Origin of the sequence: Bombilactobacillus bombi (genome assembly GCF_013607485.1) — a bacterium.
GTDB lineage: Bacteria > Bacillota > Bacilli > Lactobacillales > Lactobacillaceae > Bombilactobacillus > Bombilactobacillus bombi_A.
Window position 1 is genome coordinate 26,984 of record NZ_SCHP01000005.1, and the last position, 21,244, is coordinate 48,227.

At 36.0% G+C, this 21,244-nt stretch carries 20 protein-coding genes; 6 read left to right on the forward strand and 14 right to left on the reverse strand.

Features of this window, described 5'->3' with window-relative positions:
• Positions 1-13: 13 nt before the first annotated feature.
• From EQ827_RS02375 to EQ827_RS02385, 3 genes are all read right to left on the reverse strand, one after another.
• Positions 14-1,285 carry an MFS transporter gene (locus EQ827_RS02375; protein ID WP_181189382.1) on the reverse strand — a complete coding sequence of 424 codons (1,272 nt, stop codon included), beginning with the start codon at positions 1,283-1,285 and terminating at the stop codon, positions 14-16.
• A 191-nt stretch (positions 1,286-1,476) separates the two neighbouring features.
• Entirely contained in the window at positions 1,477-2,634 is a 1,158-nt protein-coding gene (gene nagA / locus EQ827_RS02380) for an N-acetylglucosamine-6-phosphate deacetylase (protein WP_181189383.1), read from the reverse strand.
• Positions 2,635-2,755: 121 nt separating this feature from the next.
• The gene (locus EQ827_RS02385) at positions 2,756-3,811 is read right to left on the reverse strand and encodes a D-alanine--D-alanine ligase family protein (protein ID WP_181189384.1); all 1,056 of its coding nucleotides are present in this window, start codon (positions 3,809-3,811) and stop codon (positions 2,756-2,758) included.
• A gap of 213 nt (positions 3,812-4,024) precedes the next feature.
• Between EQ827_RS02385 and EQ827_RS02390 the strand changes: the two genes are divergently transcribed.
• Positions 4,025-4,966, forward strand: a complete 942-nt coding sequence (locus tag EQ827_RS02390; RefSeq protein WP_181189385.1) for a DUF1002 domain-containing protein — start codon at positions 4,025-4,027, stop codon at positions 4,964-4,966.
• Positions 4,967-5,072: 106 nt separating this feature from the next.
• Here the strand turns inward: EQ827_RS02390 and EQ827_RS02395 are convergent, their stop codons facing one another.
• On the reverse strand, positions 5,073-5,942 hold the full coding sequence (locus tag EQ827_RS02395) for a CAP domain-containing protein (protein ID WP_181189386.1): 870 nt from the start codon (positions 5,940-5,942) through the stop codon (positions 5,073-5,075).
• Between the two features lie 68 nt (positions 5,943-6,010).
• A complete protein-coding gene (locus tag EQ827_RS02400) occupies positions 6,011-6,667 on the reverse strand; it encodes a ribonuclease H family protein (RefSeq protein ID WP_181189387.1) in 657 nt (218 codons plus the stop codon).
• Between the two features lie 81 nt (positions 6,668-6,748).
• Between EQ827_RS02400 and EQ827_RS02405 the strand changes: the two genes are divergently transcribed.
• Genes EQ827_RS02405 through cls form a run of 3 tightly spaced genes read left to right on the forward strand, consistent with a single transcriptional unit; the run spans position 6,749 to position 9,502 of the window.
• Positions 6,749-7,576 (forward strand): alpha/beta hydrolase, encoded by an 828-nt coding sequence (locus EQ827_RS02405; protein WP_258231777.1) that lies wholly within the window; start codon positions 6,749-6,751, stop codon positions 7,574-7,576.
• A gap of 13 nt (positions 7,577-7,589) precedes the next feature.
• The gene (locus EQ827_RS02410; protein ID WP_181189388.1) at positions 7,590-7,982 is read left to right on the forward strand and encodes a hypothetical protein; all 393 of its coding nucleotides are present in this window, start codon (positions 7,590-7,592) and stop codon (positions 7,980-7,982) included.
• A 59-nt stretch (positions 7,983-8,041) separates the two neighbouring features.
• Complete coding sequence (cls, locus tag EQ827_RS02415; protein ID WP_181189389.1) at positions 8,042-9,502, forward strand: cardiolipin synthase; 1,461 nt, start codon at positions 8,042-8,044, stop codon at positions 9,500-9,502.
• A gap of 50 nt (positions 9,503-9,552) precedes the next feature.
• On the opposite strand, the gene EQ827_RS02420 is transcribed toward cls, so the two are convergent.
• Genes EQ827_RS02420 through EQ827_RS02435 form a run of 4 tightly spaced genes read right to left on the reverse strand, consistent with a single transcriptional unit; the run spans position 9,553 to position 14,522 of the window.
• Positions 9,553-10,434, reverse strand: a complete 882-nt coding sequence (locus tag EQ827_RS02420) for an aldose 1-epimerase family protein (protein ID WP_181189390.1) — start codon at positions 10,432-10,434, stop codon at positions 9,553-9,555.
• A gap of 15 nt (positions 10,435-10,449) precedes the next feature.
• Complete coding sequence (locus EQ827_RS02425; RefSeq protein ID WP_181189391.1) at positions 10,450-11,781, reverse strand: gluconate:H+ symporter; 1,332 nt, start codon at positions 11,779-11,781, stop codon at positions 10,450-10,452.
• 15 nt (positions 11,782-11,796) lie between these two features.
• Positions 11,797-12,873, reverse strand: coding sequence for a mannonate dehydratase (gene uxuA / locus EQ827_RS02430; protein ID WP_181189392.1), 1,077 nt, complete (start codon positions 12,871-12,873; stop codon positions 11,797-11,799).
• 14 nt (positions 12,874-12,887) lie between these two features.
• Positions 12,888-14,522: a mannitol dehydrogenase family protein gene (locus EQ827_RS02435; protein WP_181189393.1), complete on the reverse strand. Its 1,635-nt coding sequence runs from the start codon at positions 14,520-14,522 to the stop codon at positions 12,888-12,890.
• 197 nt (positions 14,523-14,719) lie between these two features.
• Here EQ827_RS02435 and EQ827_RS02440 point away from each other — a divergent pair, with 197 nt between their 5' ends.
• Entirely contained in the window at positions 14,720-15,418 is a 699-nt protein-coding gene (locus EQ827_RS02440; protein WP_181189394.1) for a GntR family transcriptional regulator, read from the forward strand.
• A 27-nt stretch (positions 15,419-15,445) separates the two neighbouring features.
• Here EQ827_RS02440 and EQ827_RS02445 read toward each other — a convergent pair whose 3' ends face one another.
• The gene (locus EQ827_RS02445; RefSeq protein WP_181189395.1) at positions 15,446-15,913 is read right to left on the reverse strand and encodes a hypothetical protein; all 468 of its coding nucleotides are present in this window, start codon (positions 15,911-15,913) and stop codon (positions 15,446-15,448) included.
• 134 nt (positions 15,914-16,047) lie between these two features.
• Between EQ827_RS02445 and EQ827_RS02450 the strand changes: the two genes are divergently transcribed.
• A complete protein-coding gene (locus tag EQ827_RS02450; protein ID WP_309109325.1) occupies positions 16,048-16,878 on the forward strand; it encodes an aldo/keto reductase in 831 nt (276 codons plus the stop codon).
• 134 nt (positions 16,879-17,012) lie between these two features.
• On the opposite strand, the gene tnpA is transcribed toward EQ827_RS02450, so the two are convergent.
• The 4 genes from tnpA to EQ827_RS02470 form a co-directional block, all read right to left on the reverse strand.
• Positions 17,013-17,483, reverse strand: coding sequence for an IS200/IS605 family transposase (tnpA, locus tag EQ827_RS02455; protein WP_181189423.1), 471 nt, complete (start codon positions 17,481-17,483; stop codon positions 17,013-17,015).
• Positions 17,484-17,723: 240 nt separating this feature from the next.
• Positions 17,724-18,494 carry a (S)-acetoin forming diacetyl reductase gene (locus tag EQ827_RS02460; RefSeq protein ID WP_181189396.1) on the reverse strand — a complete coding sequence of 257 codons (771 nt, stop codon included), beginning with the start codon at positions 18,492-18,494 and terminating at the stop codon, positions 17,724-17,726.
• 79 nt (positions 18,495-18,573) lie between these two features.
• On the reverse strand, positions 18,574-20,037 hold the full coding sequence (locus EQ827_RS02465) for an FAD-dependent oxidoreductase (protein ID WP_181189397.1): 1,464 nt from the start codon (positions 20,035-20,037) through the stop codon (positions 18,574-18,576).
• A 257-nt stretch (positions 20,038-20,294) separates the two neighbouring features.
• Positions 20,295-21,242, reverse strand: a complete 948-nt coding sequence (locus EQ827_RS02470; protein WP_181189398.1) for a 1-phosphofructokinase family hexose kinase — start codon at positions 21,240-21,242, stop codon at positions 20,295-20,297.
• Between the last annotated feature and the right edge of the window lie 2 nt (positions 21,243-21,244).

Genomic DNA, 21,244 nt, shown 5'->3' on the forward strand with positions numbered 1-21,244 from the left:
ACTTTATTTAAAATTAAGACCGAACAAAAGGATCACCATTGACATCTTGAGTATCTTTCTTTAAAACAAAGAAAGCATAAATTCCAGCAGCCAATACTGTCAAGGCAATAATATGGAACGTGCTGCTATAACCAATATGATCCCGCAGTGAACCTAATGGGTTCGAGAGAATGACTTGGCCAATTTGTGACGCCACTTGGAAACCAATCATGTATAAAGTTGCCGATAATTTCGTATCAAAATGCAAAGTGAAATAACGGAAAATAGGCAAAGAAAAGAGCGGTACTTCAAGCGAATGCAGCATTTTAATGCAAGAAATAGTTACTGGATCATGGAACAAGCCACAGCCACCAATTCTAATAAACATTACCGTTACACCCAATAAAAGGGCATTTCTTACACCAATTTTTTTCATTAGGATTGGAACTAGACTCATCATCAAAGCCTCAAAGAACACTTGAACTGAATTTAATATACCATACATATGTTGACCTAAAGCTGCGGTGGCAAATAATTTAGTATAAAAATCTGGAAACATTTGTTGATCAAAAACTGTATAAAAAGTATTCGTAAACATAATGAAAATAATAATTAACCATAAATCTCTAATTTTTAATAAGCCTAACATATCTCTTAATTTAGGCGTTTTAGATTCTTCATCAACTTCATCAGCAAGATCAGCTTTCTTTTCCGCTTTCGGAGTCCAGACCAATAGTTCAATTAATAATAAAACGCCAAAAATTGAGCCCGCCCAAAAGTTTAATTGTGGATTAATTGTAAACAAGAATCCGGCCAACAAAGCAACTGCTGCATAACCAAAGGAACCCCAAGCCCGCGCTTGACCATATTCAAAATCAAAGCGGCGGCTTAATTTTTCAGCTACTGCTTCAAAAATACCCGAAGCCGACAAAAAACCTGCTGATAAAACAAATGAGCCTGCAATTATACCAAGGAAAAAGTTATGATGTAATAACGGTGCATAAATCCACACAAAAAATGGTCCAATTAATGCATCTAATACAGCGCAAAAAATAAGTAAATAACGCTTAATAATCAATTTATCCTGTAAGGTACCATAAACAAACATCAAAATTAACGTAATAAAGGAATTGGCTGAATAAATTGTTCCAACCGCACTTCCTGATAATCCTAAACCATTTTTAGTGGACGTTAGCCACAGCTGGAAAAATGACCACCAAACACCCCAAGAAGCAAAAAACAATAAAAGTGTTAGTGAACTTTGTAAATATGAAGGATTTTTTAAAGTTTTAGATAGCTGTTTCATCTTCACTGCCTCGATTTTTAAATTTTATGCTAACCGGTTAGTACATTATTGTATTCAAACGTTTACAATTGCTATTATAGCGTTTTCTTTTTGTGTGTCAACCGGTTAGTAGAAAATAATAAGGTTATTTTAAATAAAAAAAGATAGCCATAAATTGGCCATCGCTTTTATTACAGATATTTTTTAAATAATTACTGATTTTGATAACGCATCTGACCATCAAGATAGGTAGCCTGTAAATTCATTTGCTGATCTAAAACAATAAAATCAGCTGCTCTACCTGGCAAAATAGCACCAGCTTTTTGGTCAATTCCGGCACTTTTAGCTGGTGTGGCAGTAGCCATAGTAATTGCTTGTTCAGGCGTAACAAGATTCCAAGCAACTACATTTTTCACAGCATCATTAAGTTTTAAAATACTGCCAGCCAAGTTGTGAGTTTCATCTTTCAAACGAGCTGTACCATTACCTACTACAACAGGCAATTCTCCGAGCATATAATCACCATCAGGCATCATTCCAGCAGACATACAGTCAGTCACTAAAACAATATGTTCTGGACTTTTAACCTTAATTAAAATCTTGGCTGCATAAGGATTAACGTGATGTCCGTCGCAGATTAATTCGGCATTAACGCCATCTAAACTCATAGTTGCACCCACCATACCTGGTGCTCGGTGATTCAAAGGACTCATAGCGTTATAAGTGTGAGTAAAAGTAGTCGCCCCTGCTTCTACACAAGCCTTAGCCTGTTCAAATGTAGCAGAACTATGACCCAAACATACAACTACACCTGTTTGGCTGATTGCTTGAGTAAACTCAACTGCGCCCTTACGTTCTGGAGCAATGGTAATTTGCCGCAAAAGTCCTTGTGCAGCTTCTTGCCATTCTTCAAAAGTATCAATATCAGGATCTCCAAAATACTTAGGATTTTGGGCACCCTTATGTTCTGGGGTAAAGAACGGCCCTTCAAAATTAATACCCGCAACCTTAGCCCCGGTGAAATGAGCTTGATTTTGTGCTATAGTTGCACAAATGTCTTTTAATTGTTCTTTAGAACCAGTAACTGTTGTGGGCAGCCACGAAGTCACACCACACTTCAAGAGACCCTCAGCCATGGCATTTATACCTTGTGCATCATTATCCATCACATCATGACCTAACAAGCCATGAATATGCGTATCAATTAATCCTGGTGCAATCCAACTATCTTTATAGTCTATGATTTCACCTTGGGGTTGCTGACTTTCTGGCAAGTAACATCCAAATTTGCCATCATCTGTTAACTCTAAAAATCCGCCACTCTCAGTAGTATTATGCAAAAAGAATTTAGCTGCGTGTAAGTATTTCATTAACTTGGCCTCCATAATTGGTATATTCCAATTAAATTGTACGCGCTCACGGCTTTCTTGACAATAGTTTCTCAAACAAAAAATCCAATCCTTAGACAGTAGAATTGGATTTATTATTTAATTATTTTTTCTTTTGTTCATAAAGACGCAATTTGCTTTGAACGATTTTTTCACACAAGTCTTCATAACTAATCCCAACTACTGCCGCTTCCCGCGGAATTAATGATCGAGGGGTCATTCCTGGTAAAGAATTAGCTTCCATAACATAAGCCTTATCATCAGCCACTAGAAAATCAATCCGGCCATAATTTTGCATACCTAAAGCAGTAAAAGTTCTTTTAGTTAAACTTTGCATTTGTTCTTGAACTGTAGCAGTAATTTGCGGCGGCGTAATAAAGTGAGTCACATCATTATCTTGGAACTTGTGTTCAAAGTCATACCAGCCACTAGTAACCACAATTTCTACTGGCGGTAAAACTTGGTCATCAATAATAGCAACCGAAAACTCACGGCCTTGAATGTATTCTTCAATCAAAACTTCATCATCAAAGCGTAAAGCGTCACTTAAAGCATCTGTTAATTGATCTGGGTGACGTACAATATGCGTTCCCACACTTGAACCCCCATTAGCCGGCTTTACAACTACCGGAAAATCAAAGGGAATATCACTAACTGCTATATCCGCAGCAGTAGCCACGATATATTTAGCTGTGGGAATTTGATTTTGTTGAAAAATTTCTTTTGAAAACTTTTTATTCATTGCTAGACCTGAAGCTAATGTATCACTACCAGTATAACGAATTTCAAACAAATCTAAGACAGCTTGCACTTTACCATTTTCGCCATCTTCACCATGTAATCCTAAATAAACTATATCTGCTTGCTGACAAATTTTTAAAACATTCGGACCAAATAAAGCTTTACTTGTTCCTGGACGCAGCGCATTAATCTTTTCGTCTGTAAGTACCTCGTCACTTATGCTGCTGAGATCCTCAGATTCTGACTCAGTAGTGAATAAGCTATCAATTTGTGAATCAGCAATTTCTTTACCTAGAAAAAGGTCAACTAAGGCTACTTCGTGGCCCTTAGAACGTAAAGCATTCGTAATTTTGACTCCTGAAGATAAAGAAACGTTGCGTTCAGTACTACGCCCACCGGCTAAAACTACTATCTTCATCGCTGTTCTCCTTCATTTTAAAATTCCAATTTATCCGTAATCCTAGAACCCTAAGTTTACCATAAAAGTTAAGCTCACAGTTAAGTTTACGAACTAAAAGTTAATAATTGCTTTTTTAAGTACAATTGGTTAAACTTTTCGCATCCTAATAGAGCTTTGCAGGCAGGCCTGCTATAATTAATTTAGGATGTCAACTGACAAAGGAGATCAAAAATGAAAAAACTGTTTAATGCACTAACGACTGTATTATTAGCGAGTTTAATTTTTATTATAACTTCAGTAAATGTGAAAGCTGATAGTTGGGAAACGCCTATTATGACTTTAGGTTCTTCACTCACTTTTGATCAACGCCAGGGAACAATCGATGTTTTATCAGCTAAAATCCATAATAACAATTCTCAGCAATTGACGATTAACGGGGCCACCTTAGTTAAATATCTGAACCCTGCCGGCAGCAACTTTACTAATGCATCCGGGGTTTGGTCGTCGGCCCTCATTGAAAAGACTGATCGCGGTTCCGGAATCAATGTAGAAATAGTGCCCTACAATGGTAAAAATAATATTACTACTATCACTGCTAATCAATATCGTAATGCGGCTTTAACTGCCGGCGTCACTGATGCCAATATCTACGTCACTTCGGCCATACCAATCGATGGCTCTGGTGCTCTTGCAGGGGTCTATGCGGCTTTTAATCAAAATGGCGATACTCTTAACCAAGAACAAGTTACCGCTGCACAAAATGAGATGGGTACCCTAAGTAAAATAACTCAGCAAAATGAAGGACAAAAAGGTTATAGTGATGCCCAACTAAACAATGCTGTGGCGCAAGCCAAAAGTGACATGGCCAAAGTTGGTCCTAACATAACTAACAATCAAATTACTAATATTGTCAATAATACAATTAAAGATAACAACTTACAAAATGTTCTCTCTGACAATCAAAAACAGCAAATCATTAATATTTTAATCGAAGTTCGTAATTCTGGAGCCTTAAAAAATGGCGACTTTCGCCAACAAGCTGGCAAATTAAGCGATACTATTAAAAGCAAAGCTCAAGGTATTTTTAATAAGATTAATACCCCTCAAAATCAAAACTTTTTCCAACAATTATGGAATAGTATCGTGAATTTCTTCAGTAACTTATTCCATTAAAAATAACGTTAAATTTTAACTTTTGAAATAATATTTATAAGACAAGGGAGCAAGGACCGTTAATGTCCTTGCTCCCTTAATTTATAGAGCCATAAATACTATTTTATCAATGCTTAATAATCGCTTGCCCAGCCTTATCGTAATGAGAAATATAAGGTGCGCGCTCACCGACTATTTGAACATAATTTTCATAGTCTTCAATACCCTTAGCGTCTTCCGGCCTAAAAGTTGATCTTAAAAAGGTCTGTACGATATAGAACCGACCGTATCCGTCAGCAACAATGCCCATTCCTACTTCATTAAAGTAAGGATTAAGCATGCTCTTACGATGACCTAAATTAGGATTACCTGGATCATCATAAAATTCTTCAATCGCATTCACTGCCGTTTTGTTGATATCATGTAAGTCAAAGGCCGTTTCAATATTTTCGGCAGCATAACCATAAGGGTGACTTTCAAACCACCACCCCTGATGGCTAAGATAACCCTGCTGCTGTAAATGGGCCGCCCGTTGCTGAGAAAACATATTTAATTCAGCATTCATCTTTAAAGGCGCTAAATCATTTTGCACACGTAAGCGATTCAATTCTTGTAACATAGCTTCTATTAAAGCTGTGTGATCGTGATTATCCGCAGCCGTTATTAATTGACCTGTTTGGGGGTCAAAATTAGCTCGACTTTGGTCACCACGTAGCCATTCATTAGTTGAAACTTGATACATGAGCTGATGATGGAAATTCTCTGAACCACCATCAACATAACGTACACTGCCCACGCGCCAATCACTATTAGCTAATAATAGTCGGTCGACGATACGTTCACCGTTGTTATTATACAAATAAGCATAAGGGGTTTGGGTCACGGAAACAACAGGATAATTATATGTTGCCGCTTGAGTATAATGAGCCGTCACAATCAATCCCCACGTACAAATCAAACTAGCTATAATTAATTGCCAAGGATGTTTTTTTTGCATAAATTCACTTCCCTCCTATCTTAATTTTATCATTATAATTCTTTTTACCCTAGAAAATAATTACGCTTTTACATGTGATCCATTGTTTGATTTAATAACTGATCCACAAAATTATTATTTATATCTTGGGCATGGCCTTTAGTCCAGCGATACTCTAAATGCTGAAAGACTTGTAATTCTTGATAAATTTGCTGCCACAACGCTTGATTTAACACTGGTTGACCATTTGCTTTTTTCCAGCCGCGCCGCTGCCAATTTTGCAGCCAGCCTTGCCGCAAAGCATCTAAAACATATCGTGAATCTGCCACTAAGACAATCGCCTGCTGCTCATAATGAAGCTGGTGCAGTTTTTGTAGGCCCTTTAAGACTGCCGTTAATTCCATTTGATTATTAGTTGCTCCGCGCTGCCCCGCACTCGCTTGATATTTGTGTGTGTGTGTTTGAATTAAATATGCCCAAGCTGCTTTGTCACTAGTCTTAACATGTCCGCCCGCAAAATTACCTGTATTGCGGGTACCGCCATCCGTATATAACAAAATTGCTGCAGATGCGGTCGCATTTGTACTAGAAGCAGCATTATCCTGCATAAAATTTTGCGCACTTTTTAAATCTAAAAAGCCCTTAAAAATTGCCCCTTTAAAGCCTTGGACTTGTTGTTGAGCTTGGGGCCAAGTAGGATAAATTCCTGGCCGTCGGCCTTTTTTAACAGCATAATACTTTTTCATTTTTTCACCTTGCGCTAGAATTAAAATTTGAATAATTGTATGATAACTTTTAGAACATTAAAGAGCAAGGAGCTTGAATATATGGGAATGTGGCAGCAAAAAAAATTTCGGCGGCAACACTCGGCTTATATACCCACTTCTAAACTGCCTGCTGCAGTTTCCGTTAAATCTAGTAAAGAACAAATTCCCACATTTTATGTTCATGGCTTTCGCGGAGGCGATTATACTACTCAAAAAATGGTCGCTTCCGCCCAAAATTTTACCCAATCACCAGCCTTTTTAAGGGCAACCGTTGATTGGAGCAGCAAAATTCATTATTCCGGTTATTGGACTACTTCAAAATTCCCTATCGTTCAATTAGTTTTTAAAGACCGCTGGATTCCCTCTGGAACCATTGAGCGCTGGTTTAATCAGATTTTAAGTGACTTATATCAGCGCTATCATTTTCAAACTTATAATGCTGTCGGTCATTCTTTAGGTGCTGTAGCCTTGGTTTCATTTCTGATTAATACATACAATAAACCACTGCCTAAGGTTAATCGCCTAGCTCTTGTGGCTGGCCCTTTTGATGGCATTGTTGCCTTTGGAGATTTGCCCAATATTAATCCCTTAAGCCCTGAAGGTAAACCCGCTTTCATGACTCCGAAATATCTGTGGACTTATATTAATCGCATCAAATTTCCCCATCAGGCTAAAGTGTTAAATATTTATGGCAATATTAATGATTCTTCTAATACTGACAAATACGTTTCTGTGAGCTCGGCGCGTTCCATTAAATATATTCTCAAACCTCAAGTTCAAGAGTTCATTGAATATAACGCTCTAGGCACTAGTGGTGAGCATTCGCAGCTGCATGATGACAAACACGTCTTACAGACTATTAATCAATTCGTTTATACCAACAATTAAGGAGAAGCTAATAATGGAAAAATTACGTAATTATCATCCTATTTTTACTGAAAATTATCGTTGGGAATTTTTAAGCAACCTTTCCGGCCAGGCAATACAAGATTTTTTGCAGGTAGATACTGCCACTTCAGCCAGATTTGCTATTAAAGCAATGCAAGACATTATGGCTAATGTTGGTTTAATCTGGGGAGTTACTCCTAAAAATTCTGAAAAACTAATCGGTATCATCAAACTAAGTGCAATTAGTGACGAACATATGACCATTAAACTGCAATTTTCTGACAAAGTTCCCGAAGAAATTCTATCGCGCTTGGCGTATTTTGTTAAACATCAACTTCATATCCCTAATTCTCAGATTGCTGAGAACTCCGACGCTGCTGCCCAATTAAAAAACTTTTTAAAGTAACCCTACTAAATGAAGCAGATTGCGGTAAACTAATATTATTATAAATTTTGGAGTTAGTTATGAACTGGATTATTGGAATTTTTCTCATTATTATTCTCTTAAACACCTTGGCGGCTATTATTACAGTCTTTCACAGGCAACGTAGCATTCCGACAACTTTAGCTTGGCTAATTGTTTTAATATTATTGCCAATCATCGGCTTTTTTATTTTTGCTTTTTTTGGACGAGGCATTGCACAAGAAAACTTATTTACAATTAGTCATGTGGAACATATTGGGTTAGATCACTTAAAAGACATAGTTAAAAAAGATTTAGCCCATAAGCGCCCCCATACAGATCATGAAACTACCAATTCGGTGAAACGCCAGGCGGAATTCTTTGATAGTCACGAAGATGCACCAATTACCACTCACAATAATACCCAAATCTTTACTGATGGCAAAGCTAAATTTGCTGCCCTCTTTCAAGATATTGAACAAGCACAAGAAACTATCCACATTGAATATTATTCTTTTATTAATGATAGCCTAGGAAAAAAGACCGTTAAATTACTGACTAAAAAAGCGCAAGCTGGTGTTGAAGTACGGGTAATTTATGATCGTTGGGGTTCTCCTGGTGCTAACAAAAAATTTTTTGCTCCTCTTATCGCTGCTGGCGGGCAAGTAATGCCCTTTATTACTTCTCAAAATGCAATTACTAAAAACCGCTTGAACTACCATTTACATCGCAAGATTGTAGTCATTGACGGCTGTATTGGCTGGACTGGCGGCTTTAATATTGGTGAACAATACCTTGGTTTAAAACCTAAATTTGGTTACTGGCGTGATACACACGTCCGAATCTTTGGCTATGCGGCGTTATCTTTGCAGGAACGTTTTATTTTAGATTGGAATGCTTCTGTCGATAAACATCATCAAAAGATCCTCTTTCAAGAGCGCTATTTCCCCACTACATTAAAACATTCTACCGGTATTACTCCTATTCAAATTGTTTCTGATGGACCGGATAGTGAATTTGACACCTTAAAGGGAGGCTTCATGAGCTTAGTCATGAATGCGCGTAAAAGTATCCTTATTCAAACTCCCTATCTTATTCCTGATGATTCTATGATTGACGCCTTGTTGGTAGCTGCGCGCTCAGGAGTTAAAATCAAAATTATGATTCCCCAAATGCCGGATCATCCCTTTATTTACCGTGCTACTCAATTTTATGCTAATTTACTGACTCGTCATGGTATTGAAGTTTATATTTATAATAATGGCTTCCTTCATGCCAAAACAGCAGTTTTTGATAATGCCGTAAGCTCGATTGGCTCTATGAATCAAGACTATCGTAGTTATAGCTTAAACTTTGAAGCTAATGCCTTTTTCTATGATAAAAATGTTAGCCGCCAAATGACTAAAATTTTCCAAGACGACATGCAGCAAAGTACACTTTTGACTAAAGAAATGATTGCACAACAATCCCACTGGCTCAGATTTAAGCAGCTATTTTCACGCTTGTTGTCACCAATACTGTGAAAAATTAAAAAAGCTAGAAAGAGAGTTTTTCTCCGTTTCTAGCTTTTTATTTATAATAGTTTCATCTCATATTGAATACGCTTTTCTTGCTGAGGTTTAAGAATTAAATTACCTTCTTTTTTATACCAATCAGCTGGTTTACCATAAATATCAGGAAGACCATTAAATGGCTCAATGCAGAGAAATGGTAAATCTTGATCCTCTTTAGTCCAAAGACAAACATTTTTAAAATCAGAAATCATTAAAGAAATTGAGTGTTTGCTCTTCGGTGAATGTAAAATAACTTCTGAAATATCTTGATTATTAATAATTCTCAAACCCGGAGCAAAAATATCGTGATTAAGTTTTAGTTGATGATTATTTTTGGTTGCAATTGTTTCTAAGTTACCTGTTCGATAAGGATAAGGCTTTTTAATGATTTCACAAATTTTTAGAGGTTCTTGGTTGCCAACAAATTCCACATAATAATCATCAAAGCTACCTTGCCCAGCTAAAGGAACATTAAATGCTGGATGCGAGCCTAATGCAAAAGGCATATTATCATTACTTAAATTGCTAACTATAAAACCAATTGATAGCCCACTGCTCAACAATTGATAAATTGTTTGTAACTTAAAGTCAAAAGGATATAATTTTTTAGTTTCTGAATTACTTTGTAGTTCTAAAACCAATCTATCATCTGTGTGACTAACAACCGTAAATTCTTGATCAGCAGCAAATCCATGTTGCGGCATTGTATAAATTTGACCATTTAATAAATACTGATCATCATTTGAACGGCCAATAGCAGGAAAGAGCAGAGGAGCGTGTTTAGGCCATTCCGAGCCATTCCATAAATAATTAAAATTATAATCTTTATTAATCATTTTAATTATTTGACTGCCATGTGGATCAATTTCAACCTGGTAATGATTATTTTCAATTTTAATCATGATATGATTAATCTCCTATTTTATAAAAATACTTAACAAAAGAACCATTAATAATCCCACTACTGAATTAACCAGTTCTAGCACTCCCCATGTTTTGAATGTATCTTTCATAGAAATTCCAAATGATTGTTGAAATAGTAAAAATCCACCATCATACATTAAAGTAATAGTATTACTACCGCAAGCACAGGCAAGCACCATAAGTACGGGACTAACATGAAATGCTGTAATCATAGGGGCTACTATTCCTGCTGCCGTTATAGCAGCAACAGCACCTTGTCCAGTTAAAATTCTTATTAAAACAGTGATAATCCAAGCTAAAATGAAGGGAGATACAGGAAACTTGCTTACTAATTGCACAATTGTATTTCCAATACCAGAATCAATAATAACTTGCTTCATAATTCCACCAGCTGCAATTACCATTAAAACATTTGAAATACTTTCTATTGCTGAAGTCATTTTATTTGTTATATCAGATCCCTTAATATTTCTAGCGTATCCAAATACTATCATAGCGACTAATACTGCTATAAGCATGCTAATTTCGGCACTTCCAATGAAAGAAGCAAATTTATTGATAAAACTACTTGCTGGAACCATTAATTTTATAACTGAAGAAATGATCATTAATATTGCTGGTAGAAGTGGCACTAATAAGCTTACACCGAAACTTGGTAATTCATTACTTGGCTTTTTAGGAGCAGGTTTCATGACGTTACCTAGTGGCATCTCATCTAATCCAGGTATAAAACGTCTAACTAATACACCTGAACATATAATTGTCGGTATTATAACCACAAAACCCCAAATATAAACCTGAGAAATATCTGCATTAAAGGCAGAAACTAAAGCCATAGGTCCTGGTTGAGGAGGAAATAAACTATGACCCATAGTTGCACCAGCAATAGTCGGTACTATTAATCGCATATATGGAATTTTAGCTTCTTTGGCAATGTTTATTACTAGGGGAACAGTTATAAGAAAAGCAACTTCATAGAACATAGACATACCAAAAATAGTCCCAATAATTAATAAGGCAAAAGGAAGCATTTTGGTTCCCATTTTACTAACAATAGTATCTGCAATCTGTTGTGATGCCCCAGAGTCTGTCATTAATTTACCAATGATTGCTCCAAAAATGACAATTAAAGCAAGGGTAGATAAAACTCCGCCAATCCCCTTCTGTATTGTTGGCACTATTTGTCCAATTTTCATCCCTTCAGCAAAAGCAATAAACAATCCAGAAATAATTAATGCAAGAATATTGTGCATTTTCACTTTAACTATTAAAAAGACTAACAAAGATATACCAATAAAAACCCATAGAATATCTAACATTGCCATCTGATTTCACTTCCTCTATTTATTATCTTTTGCAATTGCTTCCCATAATCCATTTAAATAAGTAATTCCTAAAGCACGGTCATAAAGGCCATAGCCTGGGCGTCCATTTTCTCCCCAAATATCACGTCCATGATCAGGACGTATATAGCCATCAAAACCAGTATCATATAAAGCTTTCATAATTTCATACATGTCTAAAGATCCTTCAGACGATAAGTGGGCAGATTCATGAAAATCACCTTCATTACCCATGAATTTAATATTGCGGGCATGGATAAAAGGTGCCCGATCCTTAGCAACAAATTCGCGGATAATTGCTGGGACGTCATTTTCTGGATTTTCTCCCAAACTACCTGTACAAATCGTAAAAGCATTATATGGTGATTCATGTAATTGCTCAATAGTTAACATATCTTCACGATTCTTGTAAATCCGTGGTAAACCAAAAAGCGGACGCGGGGGGTCATCTGGATGCATCGCCATCCGGACATCACACTCTTCACATACAGGAACAATAGCATCCAAAAAATATTTTAAATTAGCAGTTAATTTTTTTGCATCAACATCTTTATATGCAGCAAATAATTCTTTTAACTGTGCCAAACGTTCTGGCTCCCAGCCAGGCAAGATATAACCATTGGAATTCTCTTGCACCGAATTTAAAATATCTTCAGGATTGCCTTCAACTTTTTTGTGTTCGAATGCTAAATCAGTCGAACCATCTGGTAATTTAAAATGTAAATCAGTTCTTACCCAATCAAAGATTGGCATAAAGTTATAACAAATCACCTTAATACCATATTCTGCTAAGTTACGAATTGTTTGTTGATAGTTAGCAATATATTGATCGCGACTAGGTAATCCAATTTTAATATCGTCATGAATATTAACCGATTCAATAACTTCTAACTTTAAACCGGCATCTTCGACCTCTTTTTTCAAGGAAGCAATTTTTTCTTTTGGCCAAACCTCTCCTACGGGAATATCAAAAAGCGCTCCTACTACTTGTGTCGTCCCAGGAATTTGACGGATGTTTTGTAAAGTAATGGCATCATCTTTTGATCCATACCAGCGAAAACCCATGTTCTTCATTAAACAGTCTCTCCTTACTTATAGCAGCCCTTAGTAGCAACTGTGTTTTTAATAGTTTGTTTGACAGCGTTTTTATCCGTAATCATCTGCGCAAAATATTGTTCTACCTTATTACCTAAGTTAATAGCATATAAATCATTACCAAAAATTTCACTATTATTTAAAATTGGCTGTAAATGTTGATGAACATCAGTATTTTTTCCCAATTTAATATCTGCTACTCGATCTTGTAACTGTTCTAACATTGGATCAGGACTTGGTGTAAAGGTCTCACCTTGGTCATCGACACCCATTAAGTAACGGCACCAACCTGCCAAAATTAATGGAATAAATTCTAAATCATCGACACTTCGTTGAGAGTCATCAAGGTAGCTTTGAATGGTTACGCCATAACGAATAGGAATTTTTTGTGAAGTGTCACTGGCAATTCTTTGTGGAGTATCAGGAATATTCTTATTAGGTAGCCGCTTATTGATTAATTGATCAATAAAGTCCTTAGGATTAATAATCTTTGGATCTTTAACTACGGGAAGATCTTCTTGATAACCAAGATTTTTGATAAGCGCTAACAAATCTGGATTAGCAACTTCTTCAGCAATAGACTTATAGCCCAACAAGCAGCCAAAGATTGCTAAAGCAGTATGAAGTGGATTTAAACAAGCTGTAACTTTCATTTGATCTGCATCATTAACTGTCTGCCGATCAGTCATTAAAACTCCAGCTTCTTCTAATGGTGGCCGACCATTTGGAAAATCATCTTCAATGACTAAATAATGGACTTCTTCGGTATTACCAAAAGGTGCAATATTCGTATGTTTGCGCGTATGTACAATTTGATAATCTTCAAATCCATCAGCTTTCAACTTTTCAGCTACTGTTTCAGCAGGATTAGGCGTAATACGGTCAATCATGCTCCAAGGAAAAGTGACTTTTTGCCGATCTTGTAAATAATCAAGAAAACCTGATTCCACTAACCTATTGTCTTTCCAGCCTTGGGCAATTGTTAAAATAGCCTTTTTTAATCTTTCACCATTTTGAGAAAAATTATCTGTGCTGACCATGGCAATTGGCGCTTGGTTTCGTAAATAACGCGCATATAACAAATGGGCTACTGCTCCCATATTCGTTACTGGAGCTTCAGGACCATTTTTAATATCCGCTTGTGCTGCCGGTGTTAAATCACCTTGAATGTCTGTTAAAGAATAACCTTTTTCCGTAATCGAAAAAGTTGCTAACTGCAAAGTAGGATTTTCAAAAACATTAGTTAAATATTTCCAACCCGTCTCATTTTCATGATTAAAATAAACGCTGGCTCCCACACTAGCTACTAATTCCTTTTCAAAAGAGCCGTCACTTTTCATTGTGACACTTAAAATACGATTGTCATAAGCTTGATAAATTTCATCAATTACTTGTTCATCATAAGTTTCTGCAACGACAATTCCACTAGTCATGTGATTATTATTCAGTAATTGCTGAGCAATACCTGAATGAAAACACCGAAATAAGTTACCACCGCCAAAATGTACCCAGACTGGTTCTTCTTGAGCTTTTTTTGTTATGGCAGTTTGGTCATACTTAGGAAGCTTAATTTTTGACTTGGTAAATTCATTTGCCTGGTTCAAATAATCATCTGTAAGCTTAACCATATAAATCTCCTTTGTAATTTAAATTTGATACACTAATATATTAGTTTTACATTTATAATGTATTCGCTTTCTAAGTGAATGTCAAGGCTTTTTGAAATAAATTTCACTAGTATCCTGAAGAAGGTAACTCAATATTGCCCTGCTTCCCTAAAGAGCGCTATACTAAATAAATACTATAAAAGAAAAGAGTGGTCTTATTGCTCAATTCATCTATGAATCTTAATTTACAAGCCTACACTATCATATTAAAAAAAATAATTAACACTACTTATAAGCCAGGGCAAAAAATTTCTGAAAGAGACTTAATTAATGAACTAAACATTGGTCGGACACCAGTGCGTGAAGCAATTTTACATTTACGTCAAGAAGGATTAATTGAAGCCGTGCCACAATCAGGAACTTATATCACCAAAATTGATTTGCAAGTAGCTGCCAGTGCTCGTTTTGTTCGTGAAAGTATTGAAACTAGAGTTATTAAAGAAGCCGCAGCCAGCAATAATCCTTTAGCAATTAATACACTAAATACTATCGTTGCCAACCAAAAATTCTTTACTCAGCAACGTCAGTTTGAAAAATTCTTCGCAGAAGATGAGGCTTTTCATCGCGAATTCTATCAAATGACTAATCGACAGCAAGTCTGGGATTGGCTACAGACTATCAATATGCAACTAAATCGATTTCGGATGCTGCGCCTTAAAGTGGAAGAATTACCTTGGGAAGGGCTCATTAAAGAGCATATGCAAATTCTTAACGCTGTAAAAAATCATGAACCCGAAGAAGCACGCCGCCTAATTGCTAATCATTTGCATTTAATGCTCGATGAAGAAGATGATCTTTTAAAAGCCTTCCCTGATTACTTTACTAATATTCCTACAGACAAAAGAAGAAGTGAATGAACTTATTATTCGCTTCCTCAATAACATCTATAACTGTGAAATTTCAATTTCAATATTCTTAGGAATCACGCGCCTTAATTCTTTTTTCAATTCATCAACTGAACGATTAAAGGTCATTTGAATATTTTGTCGATTAGAGGTGGTAAAAACCGAAATAACCTGCGGAGAGGAATTTAGGATCTGAACTGGAATCAGCGTTACATGAGAAATTCTTTGATAATTAATCACCGTTGCAAAAAAACCATTAGTAACTAAGCGTTTGGAACCTATTCCACCAGTACCTTGCATTAGAGTGATAGTCAAAAAGGACGCTACCATAATAATATACGACCAAGAGCTAATTGGCCCAGCCCAAACCCACATCGCAAAAATAGTCGCTAAAATAACACAAGAAATTTTATATTTAGCAGGAACAATAATTTGCGCCTGCCAGTATAAATTAAAAATAAAGACTGCGATAAACATAACATCTAAGAAGATTAATAGTCCTGTCATATATTAGACCTCCACTAATTGAATTTTACCATGATTTACTTAATTTGAAGTAAAATAGTTCTTAATTCATAATAATTGCACTTTGCAATCGTTTGCTGGAAAATAGAAGTAAAGGGAGGTAGATTTATTTGGCAATACCATCATTACAAACTCTAAAGGGGTTAGATTTACCCGCTGTCGGTTTTGGCACCTATAAGCTCAACGGAGCCAGTGGTGTGAATACCATTAACAGTGCGTTAAACGTGGGCTATCGCTTAATTGATACTGCATTTAATTATGAAAATGAGGGTGCCGTTGGCGAAGCTGTGCGCCGTAGTAGTATTCCGCGGGAGCAAATTATTATTTCTTCTAAATTACCGGGACGCCACCACCATTATGATGAAGCCTTGACCACTATTCAAGAATCACTTTATCGGGCTGGTTTAGACTATTATGATCTCTATTTAATTCATTGGCCTAATCCCAAGGAAAATCTCTATGTAGAAGCTTGGCAAGCCTTAATTACAGCTCAAAAATTAGGCTTAGTAAGAGAAATTGGGGTTTCCAATTTTTTGCCGGAACACATTGATCGTTTAATCACCGAAACAGGCGTTATTCCTGCTGTTAATCAAATAGAGTTACATCCCTATTTTTCTGAACTACAACTACGTGAATATGACCAACAAAAACACATAATCACCTTGGCTTGGAGTCCCTTAGGGCGGGCAAGTTCCGTCTTAAAGGACCCAATTATTGCAGGTATTGCTGCTGAGGTTCAACGCAGTATCAGCCAAGTGATCTTGCGCTGGGAATTTCAATTAGGAGTGTTGCCAATACCTAAATCTAACCATACCGCCAGGCAAATTGAGAATCTTAACCTTTTTGATTTTGAATTATCTGAAGCACAAATGCAGACAATTACTAATTTAGATCGTCCTAATGGCCGTCTGCAAAACCAAGATCCTGCAGAATATGAGGAATTCTAAGCTTTATTTTTACAGTCACAGTAATCATCCACCAGCATAGCTGGTGGCTTTTTATTAGCCCTAGAAGGGCTTGTCCCACACAAAAAGCCCCTTCAAGGGGCCCAACAAAAGCCTACCAACCGCGACTATTCTCATTATTTTTGTGGTTTAATCTTGGAAAATGGATCAACGTACTCTCTTTTACTAATTGTATCTTGTAAGCGATCTTCTGCTTCTTGTTCTCGAATATATTTTTCAATTGTCTTTTGATTTAACCCAACGGTACTGACATAATATCCTCTGGCCCAAAAGCTACGATTGCCATATTTGTATTTCAGATGAGCATGCCGTTCATGAATTATGACGGCACTTCTTCCTTTTAAATATCCCATAAAACTGGCAACACTAATTTTTGGTGGTATCTTAACTAGCATATGAATATGGTCAGGCATGGCGTGAGCTTCGATGATTTCTACTTCTTTAAGTTCACACAATCTTCTCAGGATGCGACCAATATCTGCTCTTAATTTTCCATAAATTACTTTTCGCCGGTATTTAGGCGTAAACACGATGTGATATTTACAATTCCAGCGAGTGTGTGCTAAGCTATTATCGTCTTTTGACAGTGCAAAAACTTCCTTTCGGGTAGTTTTGGTTGGTGGCCGAAAACTATTATATCGAAAGGAAGTTTTTCTCGCTAAAGCTCTTCTGTCCCCCACAAGTAAAACTTGTGGTTTATTTAACATATTAATATAATGGGACTGGAATCAAAGTATCATTCCAGTCCCATTAAACATTTAATGAATAATCATCTTAATAAAGAAAATTTTCTTATACATACAAAAATTAGTAATAACAACGCGGTATCAGTTAAATACCATCCCGCCATCAATTAAAAGTGCCTGTCCGGTCATGTAATCAGAATCAGGACCTGCCAAATAAGAAACACAAGCAGCAACGTCTTCTGGATTGGATAAACGTCCTAAAGTAATATTCTTAGCATACTGATCCATCATCCAAGCGTCATCTTTACCCTGAACTTGAGCTTTTTTATGCGCGATATCTTTCAGCATGGGCGTCTTTACAATTCCTGGACAATAAGCATTTACTGTAATGCCATCCTTTGCTAAGTCTTTAGCGGCTACTTGGGTAATACCACGAATTGCAAATTTTGTACCACTATAAAGACCTAAATTAGGACTTCCTACTTGTCCTGCTTGAGAGGAAGCATTAATAATCTTTCCACCATGTCCTTGAGATTTAAAAGCTTTTACAGCGGCTTGAATGCCCCAATAGACACTTCCAACATTAATCTTATACACTTGAGCAAATTGTTCTGGAGTAATACTTTCAAGAGGAGTTGTTGGCCCAATGCCAGCATTGTTGACCATCACATTAAGATCTCCTAATAATTTCTGAGTCTTATCTACTGCGTCAAACACTTGCTGCCGATCTGCAACATCAACCTTTAAAGCCACAGCTTGACCAGTTTGATTAATTTCTTGGGCAATTTGTTGAGCGCCTGTAATATTTAAATCAGCCACAGCAATACTAAATCCATCTTTACTCAATCTTCTAGCTATTGCAGCCCCTATACCTTGGGCTGCTCCAGTGACAAAGGCTACTTTATTAGTCATTTTAAGATCCTCCTAGTTAAAACTAAATCTTTTAATAAAAAAGAAACGGGCCGTAATTGCCCCGCTCCTATAATCTTGTTTATTTATTTAAATAATCAACTACACAGTCAGCTGAATGCTTACCAGAATAGAATGAATAGCCAGCTTCAGTACCTGGCATATTAGGTCCGTAAGTATCACCAATCAAGTTACCTGCGGCGTCATTACCTGCAGCATACAGACCTGGAATTACGCTGCCATTAGTGTCTAAGACTTCATTGTTAGTATTAACCTTTAAGCCACCCATAGTACAAAAGGCACCCACACCTAATTCCATAGCATAATAAGGAGCTTTGTTGACTTTCAGAATGTATTTAGCTTGCTTGCCAAAGTCAGCATCTTCGCCTTTATCTGCAAATTCATTATATTTTTGAACTGTAGCTGGTAAATTAGGAGCCTTAATTTTTTCAGCCAATTCTTCAATAGTATCTGCTTTATAAATATAAGGTAATCCCTTATCCAAGGCCTCATCAATATTTTTTTGCAAATCAGTTAACTTAGTTAAATCTGTGTGCCAAGTAGACATTGGCCGTTGTAAACCATTATTCATCAAATGATCAATTGCATTTTGATCTACGATACTAAAGGTTTTATTTTGTGTGAACAAGGCGTTACCAGCATAGGCAAAATTATCAACTACTTCTTCATTTACAAAACGATTCCCGCTCTCATTAACCCAGAGTAAAGATTGTTCAGCAGCGGTACCATTTAATTGAGAATACCGATAAACAAATGCCGGGGTGAGAGGATCTTTTAAGTAACCGCCAAAAAGCATAGCCATCCCCATCCGATATTTACGAGCACCGATATCCCAAGCCAATTTTAAGCCATCGCCAGTGTTTTTACCTGAGTTTACTGGTATTAAACGTTCACTGTCATAGCCAGTTTCATTGGCAATTAATTCTTTATTATTCAAATATCCGCCTGTAGCAATAATAACAGCTTTAGTCTGAACTTCTGTATTTGAATGATCAGCTTCACTTTCTAATACAACACCTGTTATTTTACCATCTGCATCTTTTTTCAAACTTTTAGCAGATACTGAAGTGATAATTTCAACACCTAAGTCTTTTACCTTTGGTTCTAAAACACCATGAATTACTTCTTTGCCTAAACCGACAAATAAGTGCCAAGTACGCTCCCCAGATCCTAGCGGCTTAACATCAATATATTTTGCGCCTAAGTCTCCTAACCAATCAATGATTTTTCCACTTTCAGCAACATATTGTTTCCAAGTAGTTACATCAGCTTCATAATGTGAATAATCAAGCTCTTCATTGATAACATCTTCAGGATCAATATTTACGCCCTTTTCTTGTTGCAGCTTAGAATTTACTGCGAAAGCGCCTTCAATATATTCACCACTACCGCCAGTATGCCGGCCCTTTTCAACCAACAAAACTTTTTTCAAGCCACGGTGTGCTGCTTGATAAGCAGCAGTAAAACCTGCTGCACCAGCTCCAATAATCACTAAATCATAATTTGCTTCTTTAGTAATTGCCATGATAATTCTCCTTGATATTGTGAAATTATTAATAAATATTACAAAATTATTTTAGTATCACATATTGAGATTGTCAATTGCTAAAATAGCAATTTTAATTATACTTTACAGACTTTATATTAATCTAAAAAATCCAAAGAAACTCCCTATACATAGTTACTATTTTAACCAACTATGTTATCAGGAGTTAAATTGAGTTCTATTAGTTAAATGCACTTTTAATTTCACCAAGTAAAACAAATAAATTAATCAATCTATTATAATTTTTTAAAAGTAACTGTTTTCATTACTTTCATAACATTATTTTGCTTAATGAATCCAGTTTTAGTTTCCATAGCATTGGCAGTACCAGCGGCTATTGCATATTTAATTATGTCTGGATAATCAAAATTTTTATCTAGAGCATATAATAATCCACCAACTAGTGAATCACCTGATCCTTCAGTGTTTATAACTGGTACTTTAGCAAAATTAATATAGTAATAATTATTATGATGTTTAGTTACTGCTCCATCTCCTCCCAGAGATACAATTATATTATCTAAAGAATTAAACAAGGTATCTTCTAAATATTCTTTTAATCTCTTAGGATTTGTAGTAACTTTTTGATTAAGCAACTCTGCAAGTTCTATTTCATTAGGTTTAATATAATCAGGTTGTTTTGATCCCCTTAAGACGTCTTTTAAAGCAGTGCCGGAAGTATCTAAAATAATTTTTATAGACGGATTTATAGCTCTAATAATTTCCATGATACTACTATAAAATTTTACCGGTAAATTATTTGGGAAGCTACCATTGATAGAAACAACGTTTATTTTTTGTGAATTTATAATTAATCTTATTTTATCTAAAAGACGATCTAAATCGGATAGATTCATTTGTGTATTAGATTCGTTAATTTCTGTTTTTAATTTATCATTTTGAATAATAGTATAGCAATTACGCGTTTCACCAGCGATTTGAATAAAATCAGAAATGTATTTATCATTCTTAGCTTCATTTAAAATATATTCACCATTTTGTCCTGCGAGAAAACCTGTTGCAATAGCTTTACTACCCAATTCAGACGCAACTCTTGCCGCGTTAATTCCTTTTCCACCTACCATTTTTTTTACTAAATGCACTCTATTCAAAGTTCCTACATGTAAGTGCTTTACACTGTATAAACGATCTACTGATGGATTAATTGTAATAGTTAATATCATTT